Annotated in this window: 24 protein-coding genes; 7 read left to right on the forward strand and 17 right to left on the reverse strand. The window is 33.6% G+C overall.

Going from position 1 to position 24,445, the window contains the following annotated elements; translation table 11 throughout:
• Positions 1-52 precede the first annotated feature (52 nt).
• From EPJ89_RS08725 to EPJ89_RS00280, 5 genes are all read right to left on the reverse strand, one after another.
• Positions 53-1,990 carry a bacterial Ig-like domain-containing protein gene (locus tag EPJ89_RS08725; RefSeq protein WP_200548712.1) on the reverse strand — a complete coding sequence of 646 codons (1,938 nt, stop codon included), beginning with the start codon at positions 1,988-1,990 and terminating at the stop codon, positions 53-55.
• 102 nt (positions 1,991-2,092) lie between these two features.
• Positions 2,093-3,346, reverse strand: coding sequence for a helix-turn-helix domain-containing protein (locus EPJ89_RS00265; RefSeq protein WP_200542371.1), 1,254 nt, complete (start codon positions 3,344-3,346; stop codon positions 2,093-2,095).
• 245 nt (positions 3,347-3,591) lie between these two features.
• Positions 3,592-4,074, reverse strand: a complete 483-nt coding sequence (locus EPJ89_RS00270) for a GNAT family N-acetyltransferase (RefSeq protein WP_237558263.1) — start codon at positions 4,072-4,074, stop codon at positions 3,592-3,594.
• A gap of 174 nt (positions 4,075-4,248) precedes the next feature.
• Positions 4,249-5,013 (reverse strand): hypothetical protein, encoded by a 765-nt coding sequence (locus EPJ89_RS00275; protein ID WP_161636562.1) that lies wholly within the window; start codon positions 5,011-5,013, stop codon positions 4,249-4,251.
• Between the two features lie 202 nt (positions 5,014-5,215).
• Complete coding sequence (locus EPJ89_RS00280) at positions 5,216-5,413, reverse strand: YwbE family protein (protein ID WP_161636722.1); 198 nt, start codon at positions 5,411-5,413, stop codon at positions 5,216-5,218.
• Positions 5,414-5,624: 211 nt separating this feature from the next.
• On the opposite strand from EPJ89_RS00280, the gene EPJ89_RS00285 reads away from it, so the two are divergent.
• Complete coding sequence (locus tag EPJ89_RS00285) at positions 5,625-6,467, forward strand: aldo/keto reductase (protein WP_272926438.1); 843 nt, start codon at positions 5,625-5,627, stop codon at positions 6,465-6,467.
• A gap of 98 nt (positions 6,468-6,565) precedes the next feature.
• Here the strand turns inward: EPJ89_RS00285 and EPJ89_RS00290 are convergent, their stop codons facing one another.
• The 7 genes from EPJ89_RS00290 to EPJ89_RS00320 all read right to left on the reverse strand — a co-directional run bounded on the left by EPJ89_RS00290 (position 6,566) and on the right by EPJ89_RS00320 (position 14,034).
• On the reverse strand, positions 6,566-7,201 hold the full coding sequence (locus EPJ89_RS00290; protein ID WP_161636564.1) for an ATP-binding cassette domain-containing protein: 636 nt from the start codon (positions 7,199-7,201) through the stop codon (positions 6,566-6,568).
• Positions 7,202-7,908: 707 nt separating this feature from the next.
• Positions 7,909-8,775 (reverse strand): hypothetical protein, encoded by an 867-nt coding sequence (locus tag EPJ89_RS00295; protein WP_161636566.1) that lies wholly within the window; start codon positions 8,773-8,775, stop codon positions 7,909-7,911.
• Between the two features lie 28 nt (positions 8,776-8,803).
• Positions 8,804-9,232, reverse strand: a complete 429-nt coding sequence (locus EPJ89_RS00300) for a hypothetical protein (RefSeq protein WP_161636567.1) — start codon at positions 9,230-9,232, stop codon at positions 8,804-8,806.
• A gap of 308 nt (positions 9,233-9,540) precedes the next feature.
• Entirely contained in the window at positions 9,541-9,945 is a 405-nt protein-coding gene (locus tag EPJ89_RS00305; RefSeq protein WP_161636568.1) for a hypothetical protein, read from the reverse strand.
• 407 nt (positions 9,946-10,352) lie between these two features.
• Positions 10,353-10,595: a hypothetical protein gene (locus tag EPJ89_RS00310; RefSeq protein ID WP_237558264.1), complete on the reverse strand. Its 243-nt coding sequence runs from the start codon at positions 10,593-10,595 to the stop codon at positions 10,353-10,355.
• A 661-nt stretch (positions 10,596-11,256) separates the two neighbouring features.
• On the reverse strand, positions 11,257-11,874 hold the full coding sequence (locus EPJ89_RS00315) for an ATP-binding cassette domain-containing protein (protein WP_161636570.1): 618 nt from the start codon (positions 11,872-11,874) through the stop codon (positions 11,257-11,259).
• Positions 11,875-14,034: a bacteriocin-associated integral membrane family protein gene (locus tag EPJ89_RS00320; protein WP_161636571.1), complete on the reverse strand. Its 2,160-nt coding sequence runs from the start codon at positions 14,032-14,034 to the stop codon at positions 11,875-11,877.
• A gap of 1,099 nt (positions 14,035-15,133) precedes the next feature.
• Here EPJ89_RS00320 and EPJ89_RS00325 point away from each other — a divergent pair.
• The 6 genes from EPJ89_RS00325 to EPJ89_RS00350 all read left to right on the forward strand — a co-directional run bounded on the left by EPJ89_RS00325 (position 15,134) and on the right by EPJ89_RS00350 (position 19,653).
• Positions 15,134-15,346 carry a hypothetical protein gene (locus tag EPJ89_RS00325; protein WP_161636572.1) on the forward strand — a complete coding sequence of 71 codons (213 nt, stop codon included), beginning with the start codon at positions 15,134-15,136 and terminating at the stop codon, positions 15,344-15,346.
• 413 nt (positions 15,347-15,759) lie between these two features.
• Positions 15,760-15,984, forward strand: coding sequence for a helix-turn-helix domain-containing protein (locus EPJ89_RS00330; RefSeq protein ID WP_161636573.1), 225 nt, complete (start codon positions 15,760-15,762; stop codon positions 15,982-15,984).
• A gap of 26 nt (positions 15,985-16,010) precedes the next feature.
• Complete coding sequence (locus tag EPJ89_RS00335) at positions 16,011-17,138, forward strand: restriction endonuclease (RefSeq protein WP_161636574.1); 1,128 nt, start codon at positions 16,011-16,013, stop codon at positions 17,136-17,138.
• A gap of 413 nt (positions 17,139-17,551) precedes the next feature.
• The gene (locus EPJ89_RS00340) at positions 17,552-18,178 is read left to right on the forward strand and encodes a hypothetical protein (protein WP_200548714.1); all 627 of its coding nucleotides are present in this window, start codon (positions 17,552-17,554) and stop codon (positions 18,176-18,178) included.
• A gap of 257 nt (positions 18,179-18,435) precedes the next feature.
• The gene (locus EPJ89_RS00345) at positions 18,436-18,915 is read left to right on the forward strand and encodes a hypothetical protein (protein WP_200548716.1); all 480 of its coding nucleotides are present in this window, start codon (positions 18,436-18,438) and stop codon (positions 18,913-18,915) included.
• Between the two features lie 180 nt (positions 18,916-19,095).
• Positions 19,096-19,653: a hypothetical protein gene (locus EPJ89_RS00350; protein WP_200548718.1), complete on the forward strand. Its 558-nt coding sequence runs from the start codon at positions 19,096-19,098 to the stop codon at positions 19,651-19,653.
• Between the two features lie 108 nt (positions 19,654-19,761).
• Here EPJ89_RS00350 and EPJ89_RS00355 read toward each other — a convergent pair whose 3' ends face one another.
• The 5 genes from EPJ89_RS00355 to EPJ89_RS00375 are packed head-to-tail and all read right to left on the reverse strand — an operon-like array spanning position 19,762 to position 24,442.
• Positions 19,762-20,871 carry a Sapep family Mn(2+)-dependent dipeptidase gene (locus EPJ89_RS00355; RefSeq protein ID WP_200548720.1) on the reverse strand — a complete coding sequence of 370 codons (1,110 nt, stop codon included), beginning with the start codon at positions 20,869-20,871 and terminating at the stop codon, positions 19,762-19,764.
• Between the two features lies 1 nt (position 20,872).
• The gene (locus EPJ89_RS00360; protein WP_200548722.1) at positions 20,873-21,829 is read right to left on the reverse strand and encodes a N(4)-(beta-N-acetylglucosaminyl)-L-asparaginase; all 957 of its coding nucleotides are present in this window, start codon (positions 21,827-21,829) and stop codon (positions 20,873-20,875) included.
• 11 nt (positions 21,830-21,840) lie between these two features.
• Positions 21,841-22,920 carry a M42 family metallopeptidase gene (locus tag EPJ89_RS00365; protein WP_200548724.1) on the reverse strand — a complete coding sequence of 360 codons (1,080 nt, stop codon included), beginning with the start codon at positions 22,918-22,920 and terminating at the stop codon, positions 21,841-21,843.
• A complete protein-coding gene (locus EPJ89_RS00370) occupies positions 22,913-23,908 on the reverse strand; it encodes a hypothetical protein (protein ID WP_200548726.1) in 996 nt (331 codons plus the stop codon). Before EPJ89_RS00370 ends, EPJ89_RS00365 begins: the two co-directional genes overlap by 8 nt.
• Before the next feature lie 15 nt (positions 23,909-23,923).
• Entirely contained in the window at positions 23,924-24,442 is a 519-nt protein-coding gene (locus EPJ89_RS00375) for a GrdB-related putative oxidoreductase (protein WP_200548728.1), read from the reverse strand.
• Positions 24,443-24,445 lie beyond the last annotated feature (3 nt).

Genomic DNA, 24,445 nt, shown 5'->3' on the forward strand with positions numbered 1-24,445 from the left:
ATAAAAAAACAGACATGATAATTTTCATGCCTGTTTAAGAAAAACATACGTTTTAGTGTTCGCTACGCTTTGCTTTTATCACTTCTAAAACAAGTAACAAAGCACCGAAGCCAATGACCGCTTCACCATAGTATGATTTTGAAATTCCTGTATTAGGAAGTGGATCGGGTGTTTCAGGTGTTTCAGGTGTTTCAGGTTTCTCAGGAATTACCGGTGCATTATCATCAATAACGTGAACTGTTATCTCTGCATAAGTATTCTTTTCATCACTACGTGTCTTAGATTTTAGGCTATACATAATCGTGTATTCGCCTACTTGTTGTGTGTCGACGGAACCTTTGACGTCAATAGTATCCAGTGAGAACGCGATAGCATTCCCGTCTTTGTCTGTTGCGGACACGAAGTTATCTTTAGCATCCCACGTATCACCAACATGAATCGTCGAGTCTTTTGCGTTAATACGCGTTAAGTCTTCTTTGACCACAACCGTCGCAATTGAGGAAGTGGATCCATATCGATAGGTAATTAAATACGTACCTGGCTTAGTCGTATCAACAACCCCTTCAACAGTAATATCCTCAAAGGCAATCTCATTTCCCTGAGAGTCACTTGCTTTGACGAAATTATCTTCCGATTTCCACGTATCACCAACATAGAGCGTACTGTCTTCAACATCAATTTTTACCGTTACTTTTGAAAAGGGTGTGATTACATTTCCTTTAAACTCAAGTTCACCACCGTTATAAACACGGTGATAAGACCATTCAGTAATCATTTCACCCGTGTCTACCGTAAAATTAGTCCAGTTCATCGTGGATGTCGTGTCATCAAATGTTCCCGTTGCATGACTTCCAAGGGGATCGACCCACACGAGTGGTTGACCTTCATAATCGATAAGTTCAATTTTTTGAGCATATGAATCACCTTGAAGTTCGACGGCATCTTCATAAATTCCCTGCTCATTAACGTAAATCATAACACCCGGACGAAGTGCTAAAATATCATTTAAAGATGAAATATCAGAAATATGATTTTGATCGAGGCTGATACTATTGGCATAACCAACATTAGGACCATCTGGCGCAATCGCAATGCTTAAGATGACGCCAATATCATCATTGTTTAATCCCGAATTATCAAGGTTTATCGTTGAAATCTTCTTGCCTTCTAAAGCAGCAATTGAACTTAACGGATTGTTTCCAATTGATAAGTAACCGATGGCATCAAAATGAGCAAGTGCACTAATGTCTTCGATTTCATTGACACTTAACGTAATCATATCCATTTCAGTTTGTGGCATTTGATTTAAAAATGAAATATCGCTAATTTTATTTTGTGCTGCACCAAACGTTCTTAAATGAGCTAGGCTTGAAACAAACGAGATATCCGTTAAACCATTTTTTGTTAATAGTAGGGTTTCAAGATTATCCAATTGACCAATCCAACTAAAATCAGCACCGGCATAATGAGCTTCCGCAAACGTAATTGATAAGGATTCTAAGCTTGCCTTCGCATCGACAATAGTTTCTAAATCCGTAACATGATCCCCTTTAATCTCAAGCGTTTTCAACACGGGATTGGTTCCAAGATTTGGACCAATTTCAATCGCATTCGCATTATTACGCAAAACGATATTTGATAATACCGGTAAATTTTTAATGGGTTCAAGGGATGTAACATTTGTATTTTGAATGGTAATGGTTTGAACATTAACAAGTTGATCAATTCCCGTTAAATCCGCTACAGACGCTTGATTAATGTCTAATATCGAAACGTTTAATAAGTCATTAGGGGTTAAGTCTTCAACCGCAACATTAACATTTGCCGCAATGATTTCACGGAGCGCAGCATCCGGTAATAAATCTTCTACCGTTCCTGCTTTTAAAATAGGCGTGACAGTGTTTTCTGAAGCTTCCAAAGCCATTAAAGGGGTAATCCCTGAGACAAGTAAACTTAATGCAGATGCAATCATAACCTTCTTTTTAATCATATATTATTCTCCTCTATACTTTAATTAGAAATATCATCAATACAAATAGAAAGCCTGGCTTCGAAAAAACACATTTTGAAAAACACAACCCCTTTCACATGATCAATGACCCCCTCTCATTTGTTTTTCAATTAGAAGTTGACTGATTGAAGTTAACGCGGAAACACGACCGCCCGTAACAGTTGAAACTATCACGGTATCTTTCAGACGGTCCACCCCAACGGTAAATGAGTCTGTAATGATAAGGGCGGCGGATGTTGGTTCAAAAACAAACTCAATCAACGATGGATTGTAGATATGACTTAATTCCGCCTGAATTTGGTCTCGTAAAATAAAATCATAAGCAAAATCCAAATAAATCGATACTTTTGGCAAATGAGTGGGTTTAAAAGGCATGGTGAGGGCCAAAAAATTTAGAAATGATTGGGGGAGCTCATACGAACTCAAGAGCGCTTCAACATTAATATCATGGACATTTGACTCAAATAGCGTTTGAAGCTGTTCATGCAACATCGATTCTCCGACCACGATATTTTCACACAGCGTGTAAATCACAAGCAACTCAGTCACATCCAGCGTCTCATTGGTCCAACCATAATAGGATGCAATTTGATGTTTGATGCGTTCCATAGTATGAACATGATCGATATCAGTTTGCATGTACAAATTAAGAATACGATCATGAACTTCTGAACTGTATAATGTTTGATTTAATTGGAACGTATCATGCAGAACTTGATCGATTGGAATATTAATGAAAGAGGCTTTATCTGTATTTATAAAAAGTGAGTATTGCCCCAACACCGATGTCGCATTTTGGTAATGACACTGAATCATCATTAGATCGGCCAAAGTAAATTGACGTGGCGTAAATAACTTAATAAAGCGGTAACTGTGATACAAGCAATTTAAAGGATGACCCGCAAGCACAATTGAATTTTCTTTCAAATCAAAACGCAAATCGTAGTTGGAAAACACATCATTAATTTCTTGAATGCGACGATAGGCCGTACTGCGCGAAATATGTAATGCGTCTTCGATCTTATTTAGGTGACAGTGTCCATCCGACCTAAAATCCTCTAAGATTTGCGAAATCATGGCCACACACTTACTTTGACTCGCATAAAACGCAAACATTTTATAAGCAATATTTCTTAAATAATACTTTTCTTCTTGTTGAAGAGCACCGAGACTCTCATATTGAGTTCCCGTTACTTCGTAAACATCTTGCAAAACATCTTGAACAAGACGACTTTCATGGCGTTGTGAATAGAAGGTTTCTTGGGAACCCGATTTCAATGAAACGATCAATAATTCAAGTTTAAATTTTTCAGATTTATTCATCAATTCAATCATAGAATCCCCTCCTGTTTTTAACCTATAGATTAAAAATTTAATGTAGTATATTAAGATGATAATACCATGTGATTGAACCTCACACTATGAAAATACATTTCACAATACATCGGTAGTATTTCTGTAGCGTTATTTTATTATAGATATCCAACATGCGCGGTTCAATCTTTGTCTTGAAACGCCAAAAATTGTGACACAAAGACCTGAAAATGGAAAAAAAAACTCACAGAGACGTGAGTTTTTTATTATGATATCTTTCCATTATGATCATGTGTTCGCTTAATCAGTAGAGCATGTTTAAAATCCATACCGAGATCTTCAATATATAAACTTAATAGTTTTTTGTAATCCGATGCATTCGCAATCACTCCAATCAAATCGACCTGTGAGGCCACACACGCTTCCACAAACTTAAACAATCCTTGCCCAACCTTCTGATTTCGATAAGGTTTCGAGACAAACAATTCATCCAGCTCGAAGACACGTTCACCAACTTGATTGTACGATGTCGCTTGTGATAATTCTTTAATTGTTCCCAATGCATAACCTATAATCTTTGCTTCATCCATTGCCATAAATAATTCCTTATCCCTATAGTAGTCTTTAGTATTGGCACTATAAGCCGAACTGCATTGTTCCTGTTCCCATTCTTCTGATAATTTAACGAATGCATCCAGATTGACTTCATGCATTGTTTCAAAATTCACTTTTCGATATTTTATCATCATATTTGTCTCCCTGTGTTCAATTTAGAGTTATTATAATTGTATAATTACGAATTGAAACTATGATACACATTTAAAAGCGTTTCCTAAAAATAGCCCGTGCCATTAAAACGACATAAACCATTAAAGATTTTTAATAAGTTTTTATACCTTTTCCCTATCTTTTATTTATTCGATTTAAAATAGGACACCAGGATGATTAATATCCTCTGGTTGGAATTGATTGATTTGAACTGGAAGGTAAATGCCATCCGATTTAATGCCCCCTCCTAAACTATCCAAAAATATTTTCTCTGTGTTGTTACTCAAATTAATACAATCATGTGCCAACAAGCGATCTACTTCCGAGATAATTCTTTCTGAAACTTCAAAATAATCTTGCTGATTGATATTAAAATTCTCTTCTGATTGAAAAGAATCAACAACGACCGCTTGACTTAGTATTCGATACTCATAAGCAAAACGCATCATCGCAAAAACCAATTCCTGTAAATGTGCCTCGTATGCATCATGACTCATTTCGTATTGCGATCGATCAATCATTACATCTACTGCCTCCTTAATGGATTCCGATGGAACGATTTCTATTGTGCTTTTCGATTCGGTTGACACATTTCGATTGAACTTCTTCTTAAAGAAGGGTTTTGCCTTATTAGTCCACCATGGCATAATAATATGTTCACTCACCTTAACAGCCACAATTACAGACAATAACCCAATTAGGCTCTCTTTGACTGAATCATCACGTGCTTGATTAAGATGATCCGATTCATAGTAGGAATGATCGAATCCATAATCATCATCAACGACTTCCCATTCCACAATATCTGTAACACGATTATGACTATCTTGGCTCACGCCTCTAACACGATGTTCATTCGTTTTCGATTGAACGAGATGTTCACCTTCCCTTAAAATCGGACGATACTTTTTATTTGTCATATTGGATACCCACCTGTTATCTCTTAGTAATGTCTGTCGTCAAAAACCACTTTAAACCCTGATACTAAAATTACGATAGACAGATTTCTTATAAACCCATCATATCATAATCAAAGTAAAAACAAATAAATATTATCGATGGATAAAATATAACAAAACGAGAATTTAAATCATAAAAAAAAGATTTCAAAATGAAATCCTTTTAGTCTTCTAAAATTTCTTGGACGCGTCCTACTTGTCCGTCAGCTAACATTACTTTGATGCCATGTGGATGATGTGAACTGTTTGTAAGAATACGGTCTACATACCCTTCTGTAAGCTTCCCTGTACGTTGGTCTTGTTTCAACACAACATTAACATGGGCGCCTATTGTTATATCTCTACGATTTTTTCCGTTCATGTAATTCCCACTTTCAATTTTCTTATTCATATTATATCATATCGACTCCCATCCGATTCAAAACAATGTATACGATACACGATCGATGCTTATTCAATAAAGTTCATAATTGATTACCAAGGTCGATGTTCATCTTAATTTCATCTTAGATTGATGTATATCCATGCGTTATCAGACTTAAAACTGATATACTTTATCCATGGAGGAACCTATGAAAAATACATATACTTTAAATAATGATTTGGAAATTCCTGTAATTGGTTTTGGTACATGGCAAACACCAGATGGTGAGATTGCGGAACAATCCGTACTCGATGCACTGGAAGCTGGATACCGCCATATTGACACTGCTGCCGTTTACGGTAACGAAGAAAGTGTTGGTCGTGCAATTATTAAAAGTGGCATTCCTCGTGAGGAGCTTTTCATCACAACAAAACTATGGAATGACGCTCACTCTTACGAAGGTGCTTTAGAAGCCTTGGATATATCATTGAAAAAACTTCAATTGGATTATGTCGATCTCTACCTTATTCACTGGCCCAACCCACTCCCACTTCGTGATACTTGGGAACAAGCAAACGCTGAGGCGTGGAGAGCCATGGAAGAGGCTTATCGTGCCGGTAAGGTTAAGAGCATTGGGGTATCTAATTTCCACCCACATCACCTTGACGCACTTTTAAAAACAGCTGTGATTAAACCAAGTGTGAATCAGATTTACTTAAGTCCAAGTGACATGCAAGAAGAACTTGTAGCATACAATAAAGCACATGGTATTCTAACCGAAGCATACAGCCCACTTGGAACAGGCAGTATCTTCGAGGTTAAAGAACTCCAAGAAATCGCTCAAAAGTATAACCGCACAGTAGCGCAGGTTGTTCTACGTTGGTCGATTCAACATGGTTTCTTACCTCTACCAAAATCAGTAACTACAAGTAGAATTATTGAAAACCATCAAGTATTTGATTTTGAATTAGATCAAGAAACAATGACTTTCATCGACTCGTTAAAAGGTACCGCGAAAGTAGCACTCGATCCTGATTCAGTAGATTTCTAAGATTTAACGTACCCAATCATATACAAAACACGCTCTTTGACTGACATAGATTCAGTTACATGAGCGTGTTTTTTAATCAATGTTTAATTGATTGGTTTTTATGCGTAATCAACAATGACATTTTTATCTTGTATTGTTAAGACGGTATCTGCTAGGTGCTCGATATGTTGATACTCATGGCTTGTGAAGATAATGATTCGGTCTTTATTAATATATCTTTTTATTAAGTCAATGAGTACCATTGTTGACCTTTTATCAAGAGCATTAAAGGGTTCATCTAAGAGTACGAGATTGGGTTGTTCCATGAACGCTTGAATAATTCTTAACTTTTGTTTCATTCCTAACGAATAAGACTTATAGCGCTTGTGAACATTGCATTCCATATCGAAGATTTGAATTAATTCGTTAAGGAAGTTTTTATCCGTTTGTTTTCGAATTTTTATCAAGTACTCGAGATTTTCCATACCTGTGTAATTTTTGATGAAATGCGAATCATTGATTAAAACACCAACACTCCTTGGAAAATCACGGTTTACACCTAATGTTTCACCATACACATTGATTGCTCCTGTGTTGGGTTTAGAATAGCCGCATAACATCTTCATTAGGACGCTTTTTCCAGATCCATTCTCGCCAACAAGTCCTACAATTTTTCCCTTCGGAAGTTCCAAAGAGACGTCTTCGAAAATTTCTGTTTTTTTAAATCGCTTCGATACATTTCTTATCTTAATCATAATATTCTCCAATCTTTTTTGAATGACCCCAGTATAAAAAATAAGTCATAACAATGAAACATATATAGATTGAGATATACCGTAAATTGATATCATACGTGTCAGGCATTACAATTAAATGATACTTGCCGATGATTATATCTGCTAACAACAACATAAATACAGTAAATATTTTGTGAATTGATCGGGAACCGTTTTTTGTTGCTATGTTTATAAAATTATAAAGTAGTTTTAAAAATACCATCAAGAGTGCTATCTTGATGCCCTGTAAAAAAAGTTCAACTAAACTATTAGGAGACAAAACGAAACGAACGTGTTGAGTGTTCGAAAAAGCAACTAAAAGTGCTCCATAACCCATAATTATCACGAAGGAGTTCATTAAATATTTTAAAAATAGATAGATCCAATAACGGGTTATACTTTTAAATCGTGACATCATAAACATATGAATTGACGTTTCTTGTTCACTTACGGTATCTGTATAGAGAAACAAGTAATACACAATCAGATTCAATACCCCAAAAACTATTATGTCTTTGAAATAGAGTCCGACTCTGATGAATGCAGATGAGTTCATAAAATATACCTTATATTCATCGTAAATTTGGAATCCATGTACCGTATCAAGGTGTACGTTTAATAAGTGTATAAAAGTGATGGTCAGTAATGGGAGGACCATCATACAAGGTAAGAATTTTTTTATTTTTCTAAACTTCATAGCGACGACAACTTATAAAGTACAATACCACTGCTGAGATAATCGGAACCAGCAATGACGATAGATACATAAGTGTATTAGGATAACTATAAGCTCCTGAAACGATTACAGCTGATGGATCGAACATATATCTAAAAACGGAGTTATAAGGGATAAATAATGAACTTGCGATTGAAAAAGAAATAAAATACATCGTAAATGCTAGTGTTGCCATAGGCAAATTTGGGAAATAAGGGACTACAAAACCATATGCGACACCATAGATTAATGGGACTACAAAGAATACAAAAATTCCCCATAATAAGTGATACAGCCTACAGTGGTTTAAAAAGAAATCTTTCGGCAGCCAATCAATGAATAGTTTTACCGGAATACTAAATTGTATATCATCTGCACTCACTTTGCTTCCAAACAATGAGGCGAATATATAGAAAATTAAATAACCCACGAAGATTGCTATTGAGACTTTAAGCGACTCTTCAAAAATCTTCTTCCGTATGAATTTTGAATAACAATCAAAACGATAACACTCAAAAAAGTACTCATTGTTCTTCTTTAGGTAGATGTTTATCCCAACAATAGTGATAAATAGAGGAAGTAATAATTGAAATAAATTCGAGCCCCAGATCATCATACTAATGTAGGACCCTACACTTTGATGAAAAAATGGCCACCAATTATTCTCTCCACCGAATTCCAACGCATCGATTCCCGAAAACTTAAAACCATTCTGAAATCCTTCCCAAAGCGTTGATAGCGTGTGATTATTAGATTCAAGAGAAATGAAGAATACAGATGTAGAAAGCAATACAATTAGTAGATAATCACTATTTTTTCTTACGTTACGTGAAAGCATCTTACAATTCCTATCCTATTTTAAAGTCTTACGGTCTCCAAGATCCCGAAACTTGTGTATACCCACTATCCCATATATTTTGTCTGCGAGCTCGTAAATCATATTGAGTTCCTCTCTTTGTATTGGTATTTGTTATTGTAAAACAACCCGAGTCATGATTCATAAAAAGAACTTCTCTTTGTTCCTTACCCGTTCTAGAATTATGAATCGAAAAAAACATGTTGAGTCCTTTTAAAGACGAATAATCCCATTCAATACCACTTGGGCTATACGTCTCTTTATCAACGACACTTGAAACTATCGCTCTTTTTCTATTTGCACGACCGTCGAAACCATAATAATAACAATTATAGTCCGTTGGTCCAGCAGGTTCATTCGCTTGGACGGATAAATCAACGATGCTTCCTAACACCATAGTAAAAATCAAAAAAACCAATACACAAAATGTTTTTCTCATAATCACCCTCCTATTCTTTTGTGTACGCATAAAATATAACACAAAAAAAGCCCCTATTTTACTCCGCTATTTCGTATTAAAGACACGATTTTATTTAGGAAATATTTAGATTATTGCATATAATACTTCCATTTTATATCTCAGTATTAAATTAGATACGGAATTTTTTTAATTGTCGTTTTACTCTTAAATGACAAAAAAGTGCGAATGATTTCGCACTTTGCATACATATTCTTTTATCGAGTAATACCTAATTCAATAATTCTCAATAATTTTTCGAAAGTATTAAATCAGTATAAAGTTTATCGCTACAATACCGCATCGACCCACCTATCAAATGGTTTAAAACTATTATTTTTAATAACATAATTCTCATTATTCACGATCAAGTAATAATTACCTACATTGTTCAATTCGTAAGTAGTTCCACTCTTTAGATTTATTGTTAGTACTATCATTCCACCATAGATAACTTCCATTTTACTTTTAGAGATTTTCTCTACCTCAAATTCATCTAATGCGTCTACGAGTTCTGAGATATCTTCAGCATTCACTTCACGTTCTAAAACAGTTGGACCGATATGTCTCTCTATGCGAACACTTTCTATACCATTTAACTCAATATCATCTTGCATTGTCTTCAGCATGTCTTGCTTAACACAACCTGAAATGAAAGTTAAAACAAGTACCCATACGATCATGAATCTTTTCATTCAAATTCCTCCTGTTAATTTTATTATACATGTTTTTCATCAACTTTAATCTATGTAGGATTATTCCGATTTAAGTAATCTACTACTTAAACATAAGATTTATAAATAGAGTATTTTCATCTTATTTACTGTCTAACATCAAAGAGTTAGACAGTGCATTTCTACATAATGAATCTGACTCATTTTTTATAAAAAAGTGCGGTCATCTACCGCACTACCAAAGCTATACTCATTTTTAAGGGCTGTAGATATTCAAACTAAATGATTTCTTCCAAATAGATAGATTTGTTCTGATGTTTTTGATTCATATCCATCTTGCTATCATTATGATAAATGATGTAAACACGAATTGTATTTTACCAATTAAATATCATCCACAAGGAATCTGGTTTTCATAAATAAATGGTCTATTCTTTAACAATATTAAGCAAAGAATAAGTAAAAGCTATTATCGAAAATACAATTAATGCATATGATAAGAGATTAATCATCGTAAGTCCTTTAAATTGTAAGAACATCTTCCATGAGTCTCCACTTATACCCCGATCAACAGCATAAAAAACATGTGCGATTCTTAGTACAACAAAAGCAAAAAAGCCAGCACCAAATAATATTTCTCCAAGTTTCATTGCCTGTTTATTTTTATTCATAATATTCCCCCTCATAATTTTATTAATAATAAATTACACTCAATATTTGAATATAATTCCCTTTTTCAACACTGCACTTACATTATACAAATAGACCCAAGGAGTACGAATTATAATCAAATCATCCCCTGAGTACCCATTTCTACTATGACTAGGTACTGGTACGCCAATTCGATGACTACATCAAAACATACCTTCTGCTCTTTTGATTTGAATCTATAAGATTAGATAACTTGTTCATTATGCATTCGATCATTAGTTACGTTATAAATGTTGAAATTGAAAATAAAATGCTACTATCTAATAGTTTTTAGTAGATTCTTTTTTCAGAGAAATACTCCGATATTGATTATAGAAAAAGCATCTACCGATATTATTTATACCTTATAAAATCATGCTTCAACTTAGAAAGCCCTTACACAGATATTACCATAACATGGTCAATAATCAAGACACTTTGTCAAAATAAAAAATAATAAGTGTATTGGTATCTGTCTTCCGAGATAGATTCATTTTAAGTGACACATCAACCGCCTGAAAAGCCACATGCATAATTAGGCGTTCGGTTTATTCAACGAAATATTAGATATAAAAATTACTACTATTATTTCGGAATTAAAGATCTAGATTTACGAATGCCCTTAATAGACTACTCATCTTATTATAGTTCTATAACTCGATCGCATAATTGCATAATTTCTTTACTATGAGAAACAATCACAACGACTTTCCCTTGCTTTGTAAACTCAGAAAGAATTCCCATCACAATCTCTGCATTTTCTTGATCCAAATTACCGGTTGGTTCATCCGCTAGAACGATATTACCTTTTTTTAAAATACACCGGGCCAATGCGACTCTCTGTTGCTCCCCGCCACTAAGTATATAGATTGGGGTTTCTAATATTGCGCTATCGAGTCCAACTTGTTTTAAAGCATCGTCTAACTTATTATCATCTTTCTTTTTAAGTACCAACTCAAGATTATACCGAACGCTCTCATTATCAATTAAGGCATAGTTTTGAAATAGATAGTTGATATTCTCACGGACCAATTGCTCTTTTTTACGTTTGCTAATATTTTTAGTAGCTATCGAATCAATTAATAATTCTCCTTCATAATCAGAATCAATTAAACCGATTATATTTAATAGTGTACTTTTTCCAGAGCCACTTTTCCCAGATATCCCAACCAACTCACCCACCACAAATTTTTCATTAATATCATGAAACAGTGTGCGATTACCAAATGTACGACTTACCGACTTCAATTGAATCATCATCTATTCCCCCTTTATCTGATTACTCGAATTATTTCTAACAAATTTCGATTTCACAATACTAAATACGATAATATCAAGCATTATAATTAACAGAAACAGAACTCCAATTCCTTTAATACTAATGGTCGTTTTTAAGAACACCGGCAAAATAACAGTAACAATAACAACAGCAAGTAAATCTGTAAAGAATAACAAAAGAATGTATTGTTTGAATATATTGAAATCAGATTCTCCTATTAGTTTTCTAACGAAGATTTCTTTTCGAATATCGCTCATATACGTATGTGTTATATTAAAAGATACAAAACTGATTAATAAAATTGAGATAAGCAGGATACCTGTATAGATTTTTAAAGAAAATTCCAAAATAGAAATCATTATATTTAGATCATTTGAAGTGTTGTTAAAATGCTCAACAGAAATATTATTCTCTAAATTGAACTTTTTGAAAACATCTTCATTCTTCTTATACCACACTTCCTTTGTTTCCGTCGAGTCCAGACTAAACTGCGCAGCCGTTGATGTTCCATAACCAAAGAATCGGAGTTGATAATCGGGAATCCCTTTAACTGTATTCTCATCAAATACAATTAATATCGGATTATGGATAAGATAATCCGAACCGACCACTTCACTGTTCATTGAGAAAAAATCTGAGTCTTCATAGATTATTGATTCCATCTGCAAATCATTTACGATTGTTTTCGTTGATTGGAAATACTCTCTATAGTCTTGAAGTATCGAGTTCTCAGAATCTTGTAGCTCTCTCGGTATTAATATGACACGTTTTTCTTTTTTTAGGGCGTTTTTAATTTGTTCCATCGGTAATAATTTATAATCGTTTATATAGATATCATTAACCAGAGCAAAAATATACTGATCATCATAACAATTTCTTGCTAACTTTAGTTCGTTCGTTTCATCAGGGCAAGAATAAGCGGAAAAATCAACATAGTAGCCATTATTACCCGCGACGACTTTTTTATAAAAATCTGAATAATTAAATTCTGGATATCCTTTTGGAACACGCTTATTGCTTGTAGAATTATTATCTGATCTGTTTTTTGCATAACTTGTAAAAGCATAAGTGTCCCGATAGTTTTCAAAAATACTGAGTTTATAGCGTTGATCAGCAAGCGACTCTAACATATTAGTCGTATTGAGTAAAAAATATCCCAGTATAATTGTAAATAATACTTTAGACACCATCGAAATCCTTATGATCGCATTTGTTGTTTTTTGGTTTTTTGTAAGCGAAGCAATGCTATATTTTCGCGTAATAACAGTTGAAGATGTAATAATCAAAATAATCGATGTCAGTAGATATACTGATAGATATGTGATCTGAATTTTAATTAGGTAAATATTCCAATAGTTCAAAATTAATGATGTCACAAACATTACAATAACCGAGAAAACTATATACCACGAAATATATTTAGATATTCCTTTTTTCGCTACCGAAAAATCAGACAATCCAAGTAATTTATATACGCCGATTTCTTTATTTCTTTTTACAAAACTAAAAATCGTTACGAGCATATTACTTATCGAAAAAATTACAATTGCAACCATCAAAAACAAGAAGAAAAACTCAGCATCACTTGAGATTGTTTTTTGCTGAACAATTTCATCAGCATCTAACCCCGCTCGCTGAGCAATTTCTTCGATATATACTTCAGCCTGTTCTTGATCTTTTGCATAGAGATCAAGAAAACCGTAGACTTCTTCGTCTAAGGTACTTTCATCAAGTTTTTTAAAAGTTAATTCAAGTTGCTCGTTTGAACCAATGTTTAGTGGTTTGACATAAAAATCGTGATTTTTATTCGTTTCAAAAGTTGATAAACTTAATGTTCCCGGCGGAATTCTTACGCCTAAAAATTCTTTGACGTCAGTGCTAAAGTCATTAACAGATACATAGCGAATTTTCTCGCTGTATTTTCCAAAATAAACATGATTTTTTTGGGCAGAACCGATGATACTCATAAACTCATCTTTCGATATTTTTGCAGTATCTGGTATATAAATACTTTTATAGGATTCGGATTTAAAAATATCATTAAGCATCGTTTCTTGTTGTGCGGACACTAACAAGATTGAGAACATTACTATAAAGACGATGAAAACAGATGTAAAGATTCTCGTAATTTTTGATGACATTGCAATTCCCCTCTTTTTTAAAATGTTATGCTAGTTTTTAACCATTAAATAAACTTATTAAGTACGGGTTATTCATAACGCAGAATAGCGTAGGAGTATAAAGTCCCACCCAATAAGCGTAAACGTTGGGCAACCTCAGGTATCTTACCAATTTCCCACGATGCAACATGATAATACTCAAAACTTGCTCCAGTAGTTGCTCCTAAACGAGCTTCTGTTTGTTTCTAGATGATATTTTTAGCATGCAGCTCCCTGGCTTCATTACTTACTGTCTTCCATGAACTCAAGTATATTTCATCTTTTTATTTCAAACCATTGTCCGAACCAAAATTGCCGGAATCAGCTAATACACAACTAACAGAATTGATTAATTATATAAATACAGATATATGTATAATAATTCTATTTGCATTATAGGCCCCTCTAAAGATTGTGTATTCTTTATTATTCTATCACACCCTGTATGCGATTACATTATTTCGTATATTTCAACTTTAAATCTTAATTTATTTTGAATCAAAACATGACAGCACACCACTTCAAACAAATTATCTAGACTACTAAAAGATAACCTATAGATTTTGCTGTTACTCTTGAAAAAGACTGTCTTCTACTTCCTTATATTTATTTGTTCATATATAGTACGAAGTTAAACTCTCCGATTTAATATTACCATTTCTCAACCAAGGTGTATCAACTTTAGACTACTAGAACAAATTCCGTATTTGCCACTTCATGAAACTATCGAGTCACAATACTTTAACGATTTAGCTAAGTTATTACTGTTCTGAAGTCTCCCTGTAAATAATCCTCATTGTTTTGATCCGAAATCCAATTATGAATTCTATCAATAGCATAACTATTCGAGTTATTTGCTTCATTGAGAAGTTTGTTTAGGGATTAGTCTTTGATTTGATTCACGACATTTCCTCCTCAAATATATTGAAATGATCACAGATTCCCATGTGCGAGGATAGATTAAATACAATCTTATTTCTCCTTCTCTCAAATCTTGTGAAATTAAGTTCTCTCTGTTTCATAAACTTTTGACACATCATTCCTATAGACTGCTACGATGTGGTTGGAAAGGAGGGATTAAGTGAAAAAGTATCTATACAACAAAAGTAAAACTGATGGTGTTTACCATGAGGTACATGTTACTACCTGTAATCATTTGCCTGATATGAAAAACCGTGTTTCACTCGATGAGCAAAAAAACTGTCATGATGCGATAAAAGAAGCAGAAAGACTTACCGGTGACCATGATTTTGATGGATGCATGTACTGCTGCGAAAATTGTCACAATGGATAAATTATTAAGAACAGCGTGTAAAGTCTAGCGTTGTTCTTTTTTTAGTTCTTCGTTCTATATCTTCTTAAACTCATGTTAGTCATCAACACCATATTTATAGTATCATTCCTTTATTGCCTTTATATCAATACCCAATACTCATCAATAATAGATTTAAAGCTTCCAGGTCTGACTTTTGCGAATCACAAGAACTGTTCCCTCCTCCTTCTGTGAGTATGTAGATTGAGCAAAACCTATTTTGGATGCCATTTACAATTGCTTAAGATTTGATGACTTTCGTGACGAACTATAACTGATCTCATTCATTTCACGCTCTTATTTATTATCTATAATACCAAATAGGAGGTTTATTGATATTTCTATTGATTATATTATAATGGTATTACAAATACCATTTCAGATAGAGGTTAATTATGAATCAAGATGAAAAAGATAGATTAGGACTTATTTTAAAAAAATACCGTATTAAAAACAATATGACTCTAGAGTACGTTGCTGATAAACTCAATATTACTCATAAATCTGTTCAATTTTGGGAACAAGGAAAAAATGAAATCAAATTATCAAAACTGATAGCTATTTCCAAACTCTATAATATTTCGATAGACTCTATATTAGAAGAAGCAAATATTAAATAACAAAAATATTTTAAATGGGGGGGATTATGTTAAATCGTAAAAATAATCTAATCAAAAAGTTAAATATATTAATGAAAGATATCATATTTCTGTTACTCAAAGCGCTATACTTTTTTGTTAATGTCGTAGCGATATTTTGTATATTTAGCGAAATTATCCTACTCTTTTCTCTTTTTAAAGATCAAGAAAACGGCAGCGCTTTTTTTACATGTTCAATAATTTCGGCTATAGTTGTATACATACATTTACACCTAAAAAAAGAAATTAAGAAATTAGAACTACAAAGGACTTCAGATATAAATCCACAAGGAAATCATATCAACAATGATAATTTGGTTTCTTCTGACAAATACGAACCTAAAAACTCATTTATAAATATTGATATAGAGAAGATAAGCGATTCTATAGATGAAAATCTAAATAATAGTAAAATTGGAGTTCCTGAAAACATGACAAAAAAAATAGTAAAGAATAAAGTTTATTCTAGAATTTCCAAGAAACAATCAGAATATGAATTAAGCGAAGCAATAGCTTTAGACCAGAACGTTTTGAAAGACCACGACTTGTTAACTCGTATCGTTGAATTTGTTATTCATGAGAGTACTTTTAGTCAAAAGAAATTACAAAATGAATTTGATCTTGATTTTAAAACACTCTCTTCATATTTAGATACACTAAGAACGCTTCAACTTATAGATTACAAAAACGAACGAATTAATAAACATTTTGACCTTTCAGATATTATTTTAAGAATAGAAAATGCACGTACAGTACATAAAGATTTAATAACACGAAGGAGATTTGAATCACTTAAAAATCATACTGAATTTGAAGATTTTATAATTGATCTTGTGACAAAACTTGATTATGAAATTGTTGAAAAAGTACCACTCGTCAATAACCAAAGTGTTGATTTTATTGCAACAAAAGATAAAGTTAAATTTGCATTTCAATGTAAATTTCATAACGCTCCAATAAACTATGGTACCGTCAAAGAAATAATTTACGGAGTAAAATTTTTCGACTCACACGTTGGCGTAGTTGTAACAAACAATAGTTTTAGAAAACCTGCAAGAGAACTTGCAGATTCAAATAACATTGTACTTTGGGATGGCGATGATTTAGTAAGACTCATTAACTCTATAAATTACTAATAGCTATAGCTAACAAAAAGATAATTTAACAAACTACCTTTTAACGATCTCATAACTAGTGAAAGGATGATTTTAGTATGCCTGTTTATAAAGATCAAAAACGAAATACCTAGTATTTTGATATCAGGTACCGAGACAGTTTGGGAAAAGTAAGAAGGATAAAACGACGCAGATTTGACTGTAAACAAAGAACAATAAATGCAGAACGAAATTTTTTAAAAGAGATGAAAAAGGACGATTTACCGAAATCGAGAATGTCTATTAGGGAAATTGGAATAGAAATGATTGAATGATCAAAATACGATGTTATAGAACAAACAAATAAATCCAATCTTTACAAAGTAAACCAATTTATCCCTGATACAGCTATTGCATCCATTACACTAAGAAAAGCATTAGCTTGGATAAATTCATTGGCAGAGATTAAAACGCCTATACGCTATAAAAAAGACGGTTCAACCATAGGTGGTAAACCGTATTCAGTTAAATATAAAAATGAAATCATTGCACTTTATAAATCGATATTCAGATATGCAGTAAAGATGGAGTATATATATAATGATGTCTCTATCAATTTATCCCCATTTAAAAAACTATTTGAAGATATGACCAAATACAATATTATGGATTATGAGACTTTTATGGATGCTCGGAAAAAACTCCCTGAAAAGACCCTCGTAAATATTTATTTCAAATTACTTATTTTACTCGCGTTTTCTACAGGTGCTCGACGAGCTGAGTTGAAAGGACTCACTTTTAAAGATTATGATGGTAAAGGAATTTCAATTAATAAATCTGTCACAGGAAAAAATTCTGATCGTGCAAAAATAAAAAAATTAAAAACTTCCGCTGCTGTTCGATATTTTAAATTAGATAATTTTACAGTCACGCAAATGAATAATTATATCGAATTTATTAAATCAAAATTTGATATAAAACAATCAGACTTTATTTTTGGAATCAAAGCCCCTCTTGCAAATAACTCGATGCATTATTCATTCAAAAGAATGGGACTTGAATGCCGGTTACACGATTTATGACATTCACACGCTACGCTTCTAATACAAAATAACGTCACAATTAATTTTCTTCAATCTTGATTTATTAAATAGAATCAAGTATAATATGGCCGTAAAGATAGTGCTTTCTTTATTATACTGAGTTTATAGATGATCTCAGAAGGAAGTAGTTTGTTTTGCAACAAGAGTACCCTGACAAAAAAACACTAATATTAAAAGAAAGCACTCGGAAGCACTTCTTCGGAAGTGCTTTTTTTTGTTATCAAAGGAGAGATTCTATGATTATCACATTGCCAACAAATTTTATAGATGAATTAAGCAATAGGTATACCTACAAAGGTCATACTCAGATACTCGATGCAAATCATTATTATACAGCATCTATCTTAATTAATGATACTCCGTTTGTAGCATGTATTCCTCTACACTCATATTGTAGAGCTAATTTCGTCCCCATTCTACCTCCTAATAAAAGCACCGACTGGAGAAGTCATGGTTTAGAATATGGAAAAACCATCCTTCTAACTTCCGATGATTTAACTAATTATGCTTCTATTGGTGGTGTTGATGAAATTGTATGGAACGATATACTCTTAAAACAGGAATTAATTGTCAAAGAAGTTAAGCAATATTTTATTGAAATAATTAACTCTTTGACTAAAAAAGAATTAGGATTGTTGCTATCACGTTTTGAAAAACAAAATTTAAACTATTCAACACTGAATTGCTTTCCACACGTTTTGAAAAACAAAATTTAAACTATTCAACACTGAATTGCTTTCCAGAACATATAGCGACACTAAGGAAGTATGACATCTCCCAACTTGAATTCAAATTCGTATCCTGCTCGACTATAGAATCTCTTATAGATTTAATTACAGGTTAATTTTTAACGGAATACAATAAAGTTAAATAACTATGAAAGTGAGGTATATTTTATGTTTCTAAACATATCGTATGAAATATGGCAGATTTTGGGAGTTGTCTTATCCTCAATTATTTCTACAGCAGCTTTTTTATGGACTTTATATGAGTCTAGAAAAAATTCAAGAGAGCAAAATAAAATGATTGAAGAGAGCACACGTGCTAATCTTCAAATTTACACTGCTCCTTTAATTACGAATAGAGATCATTTTTACGTCGTAATTAAAAATTTCGGCAATTCTTCAGCTCGTATTGAAAAAGCAAGCATTGATGAGACTACAGATTCAGCCTTGACTGTAAATAAAAATCCATTCTCAACTAGAATGAAGGACACAGTACTTGCTCCAGGACAGACAGCAACTTATGCAGTCGTTCCTTCTAACTTAAATTCTAATCATGTATCAACAATAGAATTATCATATTTTTCAACAAATACCAACAAAGTATATAAGGCAGCGTTTGAAGGAAAACTTAGATCCTTAAGTACACTCCCATCTATTGGAATCAGTGATGCGCCAATCGATAAACAATTATTAGAACTATTACAAGACCATTTACGACGTAACTTGTAATTCCATTACTACTAAATATTTTTTCAGTATCAATATTTATTAAAAAGTGGGATCATCTTCAAGTTCTCACTTTTTATTCAGATTATACTCTTTTGAATAATTCTACTTTTATAGATCTTTCAATTTATAGAGAGCATTGCTATAAATTTTGGCATTATTCAAAATATCATCAAGATTCATCCACTCATCTGGTAAGTGGGCAATATCTTTTTGAGCTGGGAAACTTGGACCAAATGCAATAATATTAGGAATAATTTTTGCATAAGTACCTCCTGTTGTTGTAACTGGAGCCAAACGTTCACCCATTACTTCTTCATAAGCATCAGTTAATAAGGTGATTTCTGGTGACTCTTTATCATAAAATACAGGATTCCAGTTGTGAGCACAAACTACTTCAATACTTTCAGGAGTTACCTCACGGATTATTTCCACCAGTTCATCCACAGTTTTTACTTTAGGATAACTTAATGAAATTTGGAAGAATAGGTTATCATGAGTCATACCCAGTTTATAACCACGCATAATCATTTCACCAAAGTCTTCATCTTTAACATTAATACCTAACTTAACACCATTATTTGGACTTGACAGAATGTATTCGTTAATAAATTCATTAAAGTCTTCTTGAGAGCCATGATTAACAAATTGAATTAGAGCACGACCTCTTTCTCCGTAAACTACTGGCCACTTACAATCTGGTGTCCATCCAAATACCGGAGGATTTTCTTTGGTCAAATAATGTTTAACACATCCAAATCCTGACTCTTCATTTGTACCAAAAACAACACGAACCGGTCTATTAAAGGTCACTCCCAATTCTTTAAGAGCATAGAGCGCATAAAGATTTGTAAGAATTGGTCCTTTGTTATCTAAGACGCCGCGACCCCAAATTCGTCCTCTATCGATGACACCGCCAAGTGGTGGATAAGACCACCCTTCTCCTACTGGAACGACATCAACATGACCAAAGATACCGATATAGTCGCCATCCCCCCCACCATACTGCGCATAACCGATGATGTTATCAATGTTCTTTGTATGAAATCCTAGTTCTTCAGCAATGCTAAGCACCTCTAAAAGTGCTTTTTTAGGCATTTCACCGTAAGGTGCATCCTCAGTGTGAACCCCCTCAACAGATTCAATAGCAACAAGACGTTGGATTGATTTTAGAAGCTCTGGCATTAATTCATCCATTTTTGCATAAATTTTATTAAGCATATTATTTTCCCTCCAAAGGTTTCACACGTTCACTTAAGTACTTATCTAACCATTCTTGGGGGGCAATTTCATGTATCATGTGATCTCCTACTCGCTTTGTGATATAAACAGTATTCGCTTGCTTTTCAGTTGCTACCGAAAATGAAAAATTATCAATGTTTGATGCAACTCCCCATTCACCATTTTTATTCATAGCAACAATAGAAATATCACCTGCTTCACCTCGACGTTCAATCAATTCACGATCAAGATCGAATGTTACTTTTTCTACTGCTTCTTGTGGTGTGATTCCTTCCTTCATTAGTCTCACAACTTCATACGAAACGACGCCCTTCATCAAGTCTTCACCTAGACCTGTTGCGGAAGCTCCCCCAACAAGACTATCAGCATAGAGTCCTGACCCAATGATTGGTGAGTCGCCAACGCGTCCTTTTTTCTTCATGAAAAGGCCACTTGTAGATGTACCAGCAATAATATTTTGTTCGCTATCTACCGAAACCATTCCTACCGTATCATGACCTGAATATGGAGAAATTTCGATTTCACGAATATCTTTTACGCGGTTATGATAATGAATTTTGGCGCGATTGGTTAGCATGTTTTTACGTTCGAATCCTTCCTTATGAGCGTAAGCCTCTGCACCTGCACCTACCAATAAATTATTAACTTTATATCGGCTTAAAGAACGTGCAATTGAAATTGGATTTGCAAAATCTTTAATTGCTGCGACAGCGCCAATATCAAATGTTGTACCATCCATATATGCTGCATCCAATTCTACTTCCATTTCCTCATTTGGAAGTCCTCCATAACCGACTGATTTGTAGAATGGGAAATCTTCAACTGCTTTAATTGCTGTTTCAATTGCATCTCCTGCATTACCATTATCTTCTAGGATAGTAACTGCACTATCTACACCTTCTTTAGCCATTCGCCACGTAGCAATAATACCCCACATAGTTTATACCTCTACTCTCTATAATTGTAATTTTCACTTAATATTTTTCTATACTTTTCTACTGTTAGATCTCTGACAATATATTCCACTAATCGTAATGTTTCTTGGATATCGAATTTATGAACGACACCTCGATGCGTATGCATATAACGCATTGGAATGGATAATATGATTGATGGAATTCCTTCACGTGATTTATGAATGTTTCCCGCATCAGTACCGCCATCTAAGAAGCATCCTAATTGGTATTGAATATTGTTGGTTCGACAAATCCCTTCAAGATAATTAAGAAGACCTCTATTTAGTATAGTCATAGAATCTATAACACTAATAGTAACTCCTCCACCGAGTCGAATGATATTATGATCCTCGGGAGTATCTCCAGCAACTGTAGTATCTATCACAATTGCTAGATTGGGATAAACCAAATCCGCAGTGGTTCGAGCGCCACGAAGTCCTACTTCTTCTTGTACTGTTGCTGCCAAAGTAACTTCATTATCTGTTGGCTTATTAATTAGAGAATTCATTAACCACATTCCAACCGCTACACTTGCGCGATCATCAAAGGCCTTACCACAAATATAATTTTTATCATTCATGATACGACTTTTTGATACAAACGCGACCATATCCCCTTCTTTAATACCCCTATCAAGTATTTCATTTTTAGAAGAAACACCCATATCTACATAAACACGGTCAATTGGAATTGTTTTACTTTTTTCTTCTATCGTCATTCCATGCATTGCTTTACTACCAATAATTCCATAGAATTCTTCATCATGATCATTAATAACTACAACATCTTGGTTCATGATTACATGGGGCCAAATACCACCAACTGGTTGTAAAAAAAGATAACCACCTTCATCAATCTTTTTCACATAGAAACCGACCTCATCCATATGTGTAGCCACCATGATGCGAAGTCCATGTCCTTTTTGAGTAAATAGAGCTGAACCAATACCATCTTGTTCAAGTGGTAAGTTAATTTTTTCTTGTAGATATTTTACAACTCGATATTCCATACCAGAAACACCATAAATATCTGATAATTCTAATAAATCATTCCAATAAATTTGATTATTCATGACGAGTTCCTCTACAGTTTTGTGTTTCCACAATACGCTTAGAATTTAAAGTTGTTAAATAGTGATTCAATACAGTAGTAATATTATCGAGGTACTGTGTATCAATGACATTGTAAATCGAATCTTTATATTTAAGTGGAATTACCACTACGACTGTTGGTGTACCGGATAAGGATTTATGAATAAAAGAACCGTCTGTTGGAAGATCAGTCAAATGAGCTTGAGGCATAAAACCGCATGCTTTGGCTGCTTCATAAAGATCTTGTTTTAATATTTGACTTGGTAATAGTGATTTATCAAAGCTTCTTATAAAAATATATTTGTCGTCCCATGATTCAACATAAACGGCATCAACAACGATAGCAAGATCTGGATGCACTGATGTTGTCGCAGTAATAGCACCACGTTGTCCAACGACCGAATGGGAAATCCCTCCAACATTGAGATTAAAGTTTAAATTCTTATTTTCAAGTGATTCTAAAAGTTTTAGACCGACTTCGATACCAGCTCTGTTTGATAAATTATTGGCTGCAACATTCTGATTTAACAACTCAAATCTTGGTGTAGCGATGACAAAATTACCAACAAGAACTCCAGCACCTTCAGCTTCTTCTTTAGTTTTAAATCCAGCATCAATAACAAAGTCATCGTCTTTTCGTAATACGATTCCTGATAACTTCTTATGATGGCGATCGAGGAGTGTTACATACTGATTGTTCAACCATGCTTTCATATATAAACCAACGACAATAAATTCCATAGTTCCGTTATCATTAATTTTAGAAATCATGAGTCCACTCTCATCCATGTTTGAACTAATCATAACATTGTAATTAGAGTTTCCATTTTTCACACCAAATACGGATCCTAGACGATCTTCAATGATTTCTAAATCTTTATCAATATAAAAATTATAGAGATAATCTCGAATTTCTTTCTCATCACCTGATACCCCAGGTAATGCACATAATTCTTGTAAACGATTCATTGTAATTACAACTCCTTAATATATAAACGATTCATAACTTGATTTTGGCTGATCTTCTACAACTGCTTTTAGAACTTTTGACATGTTTTCAAGCGACTCATTCAAACCTGTTCCACCTTTACGTGGCATTTTGATGATTCTCACACTGTCTTTGTATTGTTCAATCACTTCTTCATTTTCTTTTGAGAACATTGCTACTGCTTTTGTATCAGTGTTTTTTTCAATGTATTGTGCAAGAATTGCTGACATCCTTGAATAATCTGGATAATCAAAACATGGACCACATAATACAATGTCTGCTTTTAATTTGGTAGCAAGTCCTGCAACTTTACGCTTCACTTCTTCTTCATGGTCGAAAAAATAACCATTACCACAATACATAGTCGCTAGAACGAGACCCCCTTCTTGTTTAATGTATTTTTCAAACATGTGGTAAGATCCAATTCCGCCTTTTTCCACCGCCAACTCAACGTTCGGTCTTTCCTTACCTCCAGCTCCAGCTTGTGTTTGATCAAAAAATAGTAATACTCTCATAAT

Origin of the sequence: Erysipelothrix sp. strain 2 (EsS2-6-Brazil) (assembly GCF_016617625.1) — a bacterium.
GTDB lineage: Bacteria > Bacillota_I > Bacilli_A > Erysipelotrichales > Erysipelotrichaceae > Erysipelothrix > Erysipelothrix piscisicarius.

Coding starts and splice junctions, on each gene's coding strand:
- EPJ89_RS00320 (WP_161636571.1), bottom strand. CDS start 14,034: ATGTCATCAAAAATTACGAGAATCTTTACATCTGTTTTCATCGTCTTT.
- EPJ89_RS00285 (WP_272926438.1), top strand. CDS start 5,625: ATGAAAAATACATATACTTTAAATAATGATTTGGAAATTCCTGTAATT.
- EPJ89_RS00305 (WP_161636568.1), bottom strand. CDS start 9,945: ATGAAAAGATTCATGATCGTATGGGTACTTGTTTTAACTTTCATTTCA.
- EPJ89_RS00350 (WP_200548718.1), top strand. CDS start 19,096: ATGTTTCTAAACATATCGTATGAAATATGGCAGATTTTGGGAGTTGTC.
- EPJ89_RS00270 (WP_237558263.1), bottom strand. CDS start 4,074: ATGATGATAAAATATCGAAAAGTGAATTTTGAAACAATGCATGAAGTC.
- EPJ89_RS00375 (WP_200548728.1), bottom strand. CDS start 24,442: ATGAGAGTATTACTATTTTTTGATCAAACACAAGCTGGAGCTGGAGGT.
- EPJ89_RS00365 (WP_200548724.1), bottom strand. CDS start 22,920: ATGAATAATCAAATTTATTGGAATGATTTATTAGAATTATCAGATATT.
- EPJ89_RS00330 (WP_161636573.1), top strand. CDS start 15,760: ATGAATCAAGATGAAAAAGATAGATTAGGACTTATTTTAAAAAAATAC.
- EPJ89_RS00310 (WP_237558264.1), bottom strand. CDS start 10,595: ATGAATAAAAATAAACAGGCAATGAAACTTGGAGAAATATTATTTGGT.
- EPJ89_RS00275 (WP_161636562.1), bottom strand. CDS start 5,013: ATGACAAATAAAAAGTATCGTCCGATTTTAAGGGAAGGTGAACATCTC.
- EPJ89_RS00265 (WP_200542371.1), bottom strand. CDS start 3,346: ATGATTGAATTGATGAATAAATCTGAAAAATTTAAACTTGAATTATTG.
- EPJ89_RS00290 (WP_161636564.1), bottom strand. CDS start 7,201: ATGATTAAGATAAGAAATGTATCGAAGCGATTTAAAAAAACAGAAATT.
- EPJ89_RS00315 (WP_161636570.1), bottom strand. CDS start 11,874: ATGATGATTCAATTGAAGTCGGTAAGTCGTACATTTGGTAATCGCACA.
- EPJ89_RS00335 (WP_161636574.1), top strand. CDS start 16,011: ATGTTAAATCGTAAAAATAATCTAATCAAAAAGTTAAATATATTAATG.
- EPJ89_RS00300 (WP_161636567.1), bottom strand. CDS start 9,232: ATGAGAAAAACATTTTGTGTATTGGTTTTTTTGATTTTTACTATGGTG.
- EPJ89_RS00345 (WP_200548716.1), top strand. CDS start 18,436: ATGATTATCACATTGCCAACAAATTTTATAGATGAATTAAGCAATAGG.
- EPJ89_RS08725 (WP_200548712.1), bottom strand. CDS start 1,990: ATGATTAAAAAGAAGGTTATGATTGCATCTGCATTAAGTTTACTTGTC.
- EPJ89_RS00280 (WP_161636722.1), bottom strand. CDS start 5,413: ATGAACGGAAAAAATCGTAGAGATATAACAATAGGCGCCCATGTTAAT.
- EPJ89_RS00360 (WP_200548722.1), bottom strand. CDS start 21,829: ATGTGGGGTATTATTGCTACGTGGCGAATGGCTAAAGAAGGTGTAGAT.
- EPJ89_RS00295 (WP_161636566.1), bottom strand. CDS start 8,775: ATGCTTTCACGTAACGTAAGAAAAAATAGTGATTATCTACTAATTGTA.
- EPJ89_RS00355 (WP_200548720.1), bottom strand. CDS start 20,871: ATGCTTAATAAAATTTATGCAAAAATGGATGAATTAATGCCAGAGCTT.
- EPJ89_RS00370 (WP_200548726.1), bottom strand. CDS start 23,908: ATGAATCGTTTACAAGAATTATGTGCATTACCTGGGGTATCAGGTGAT.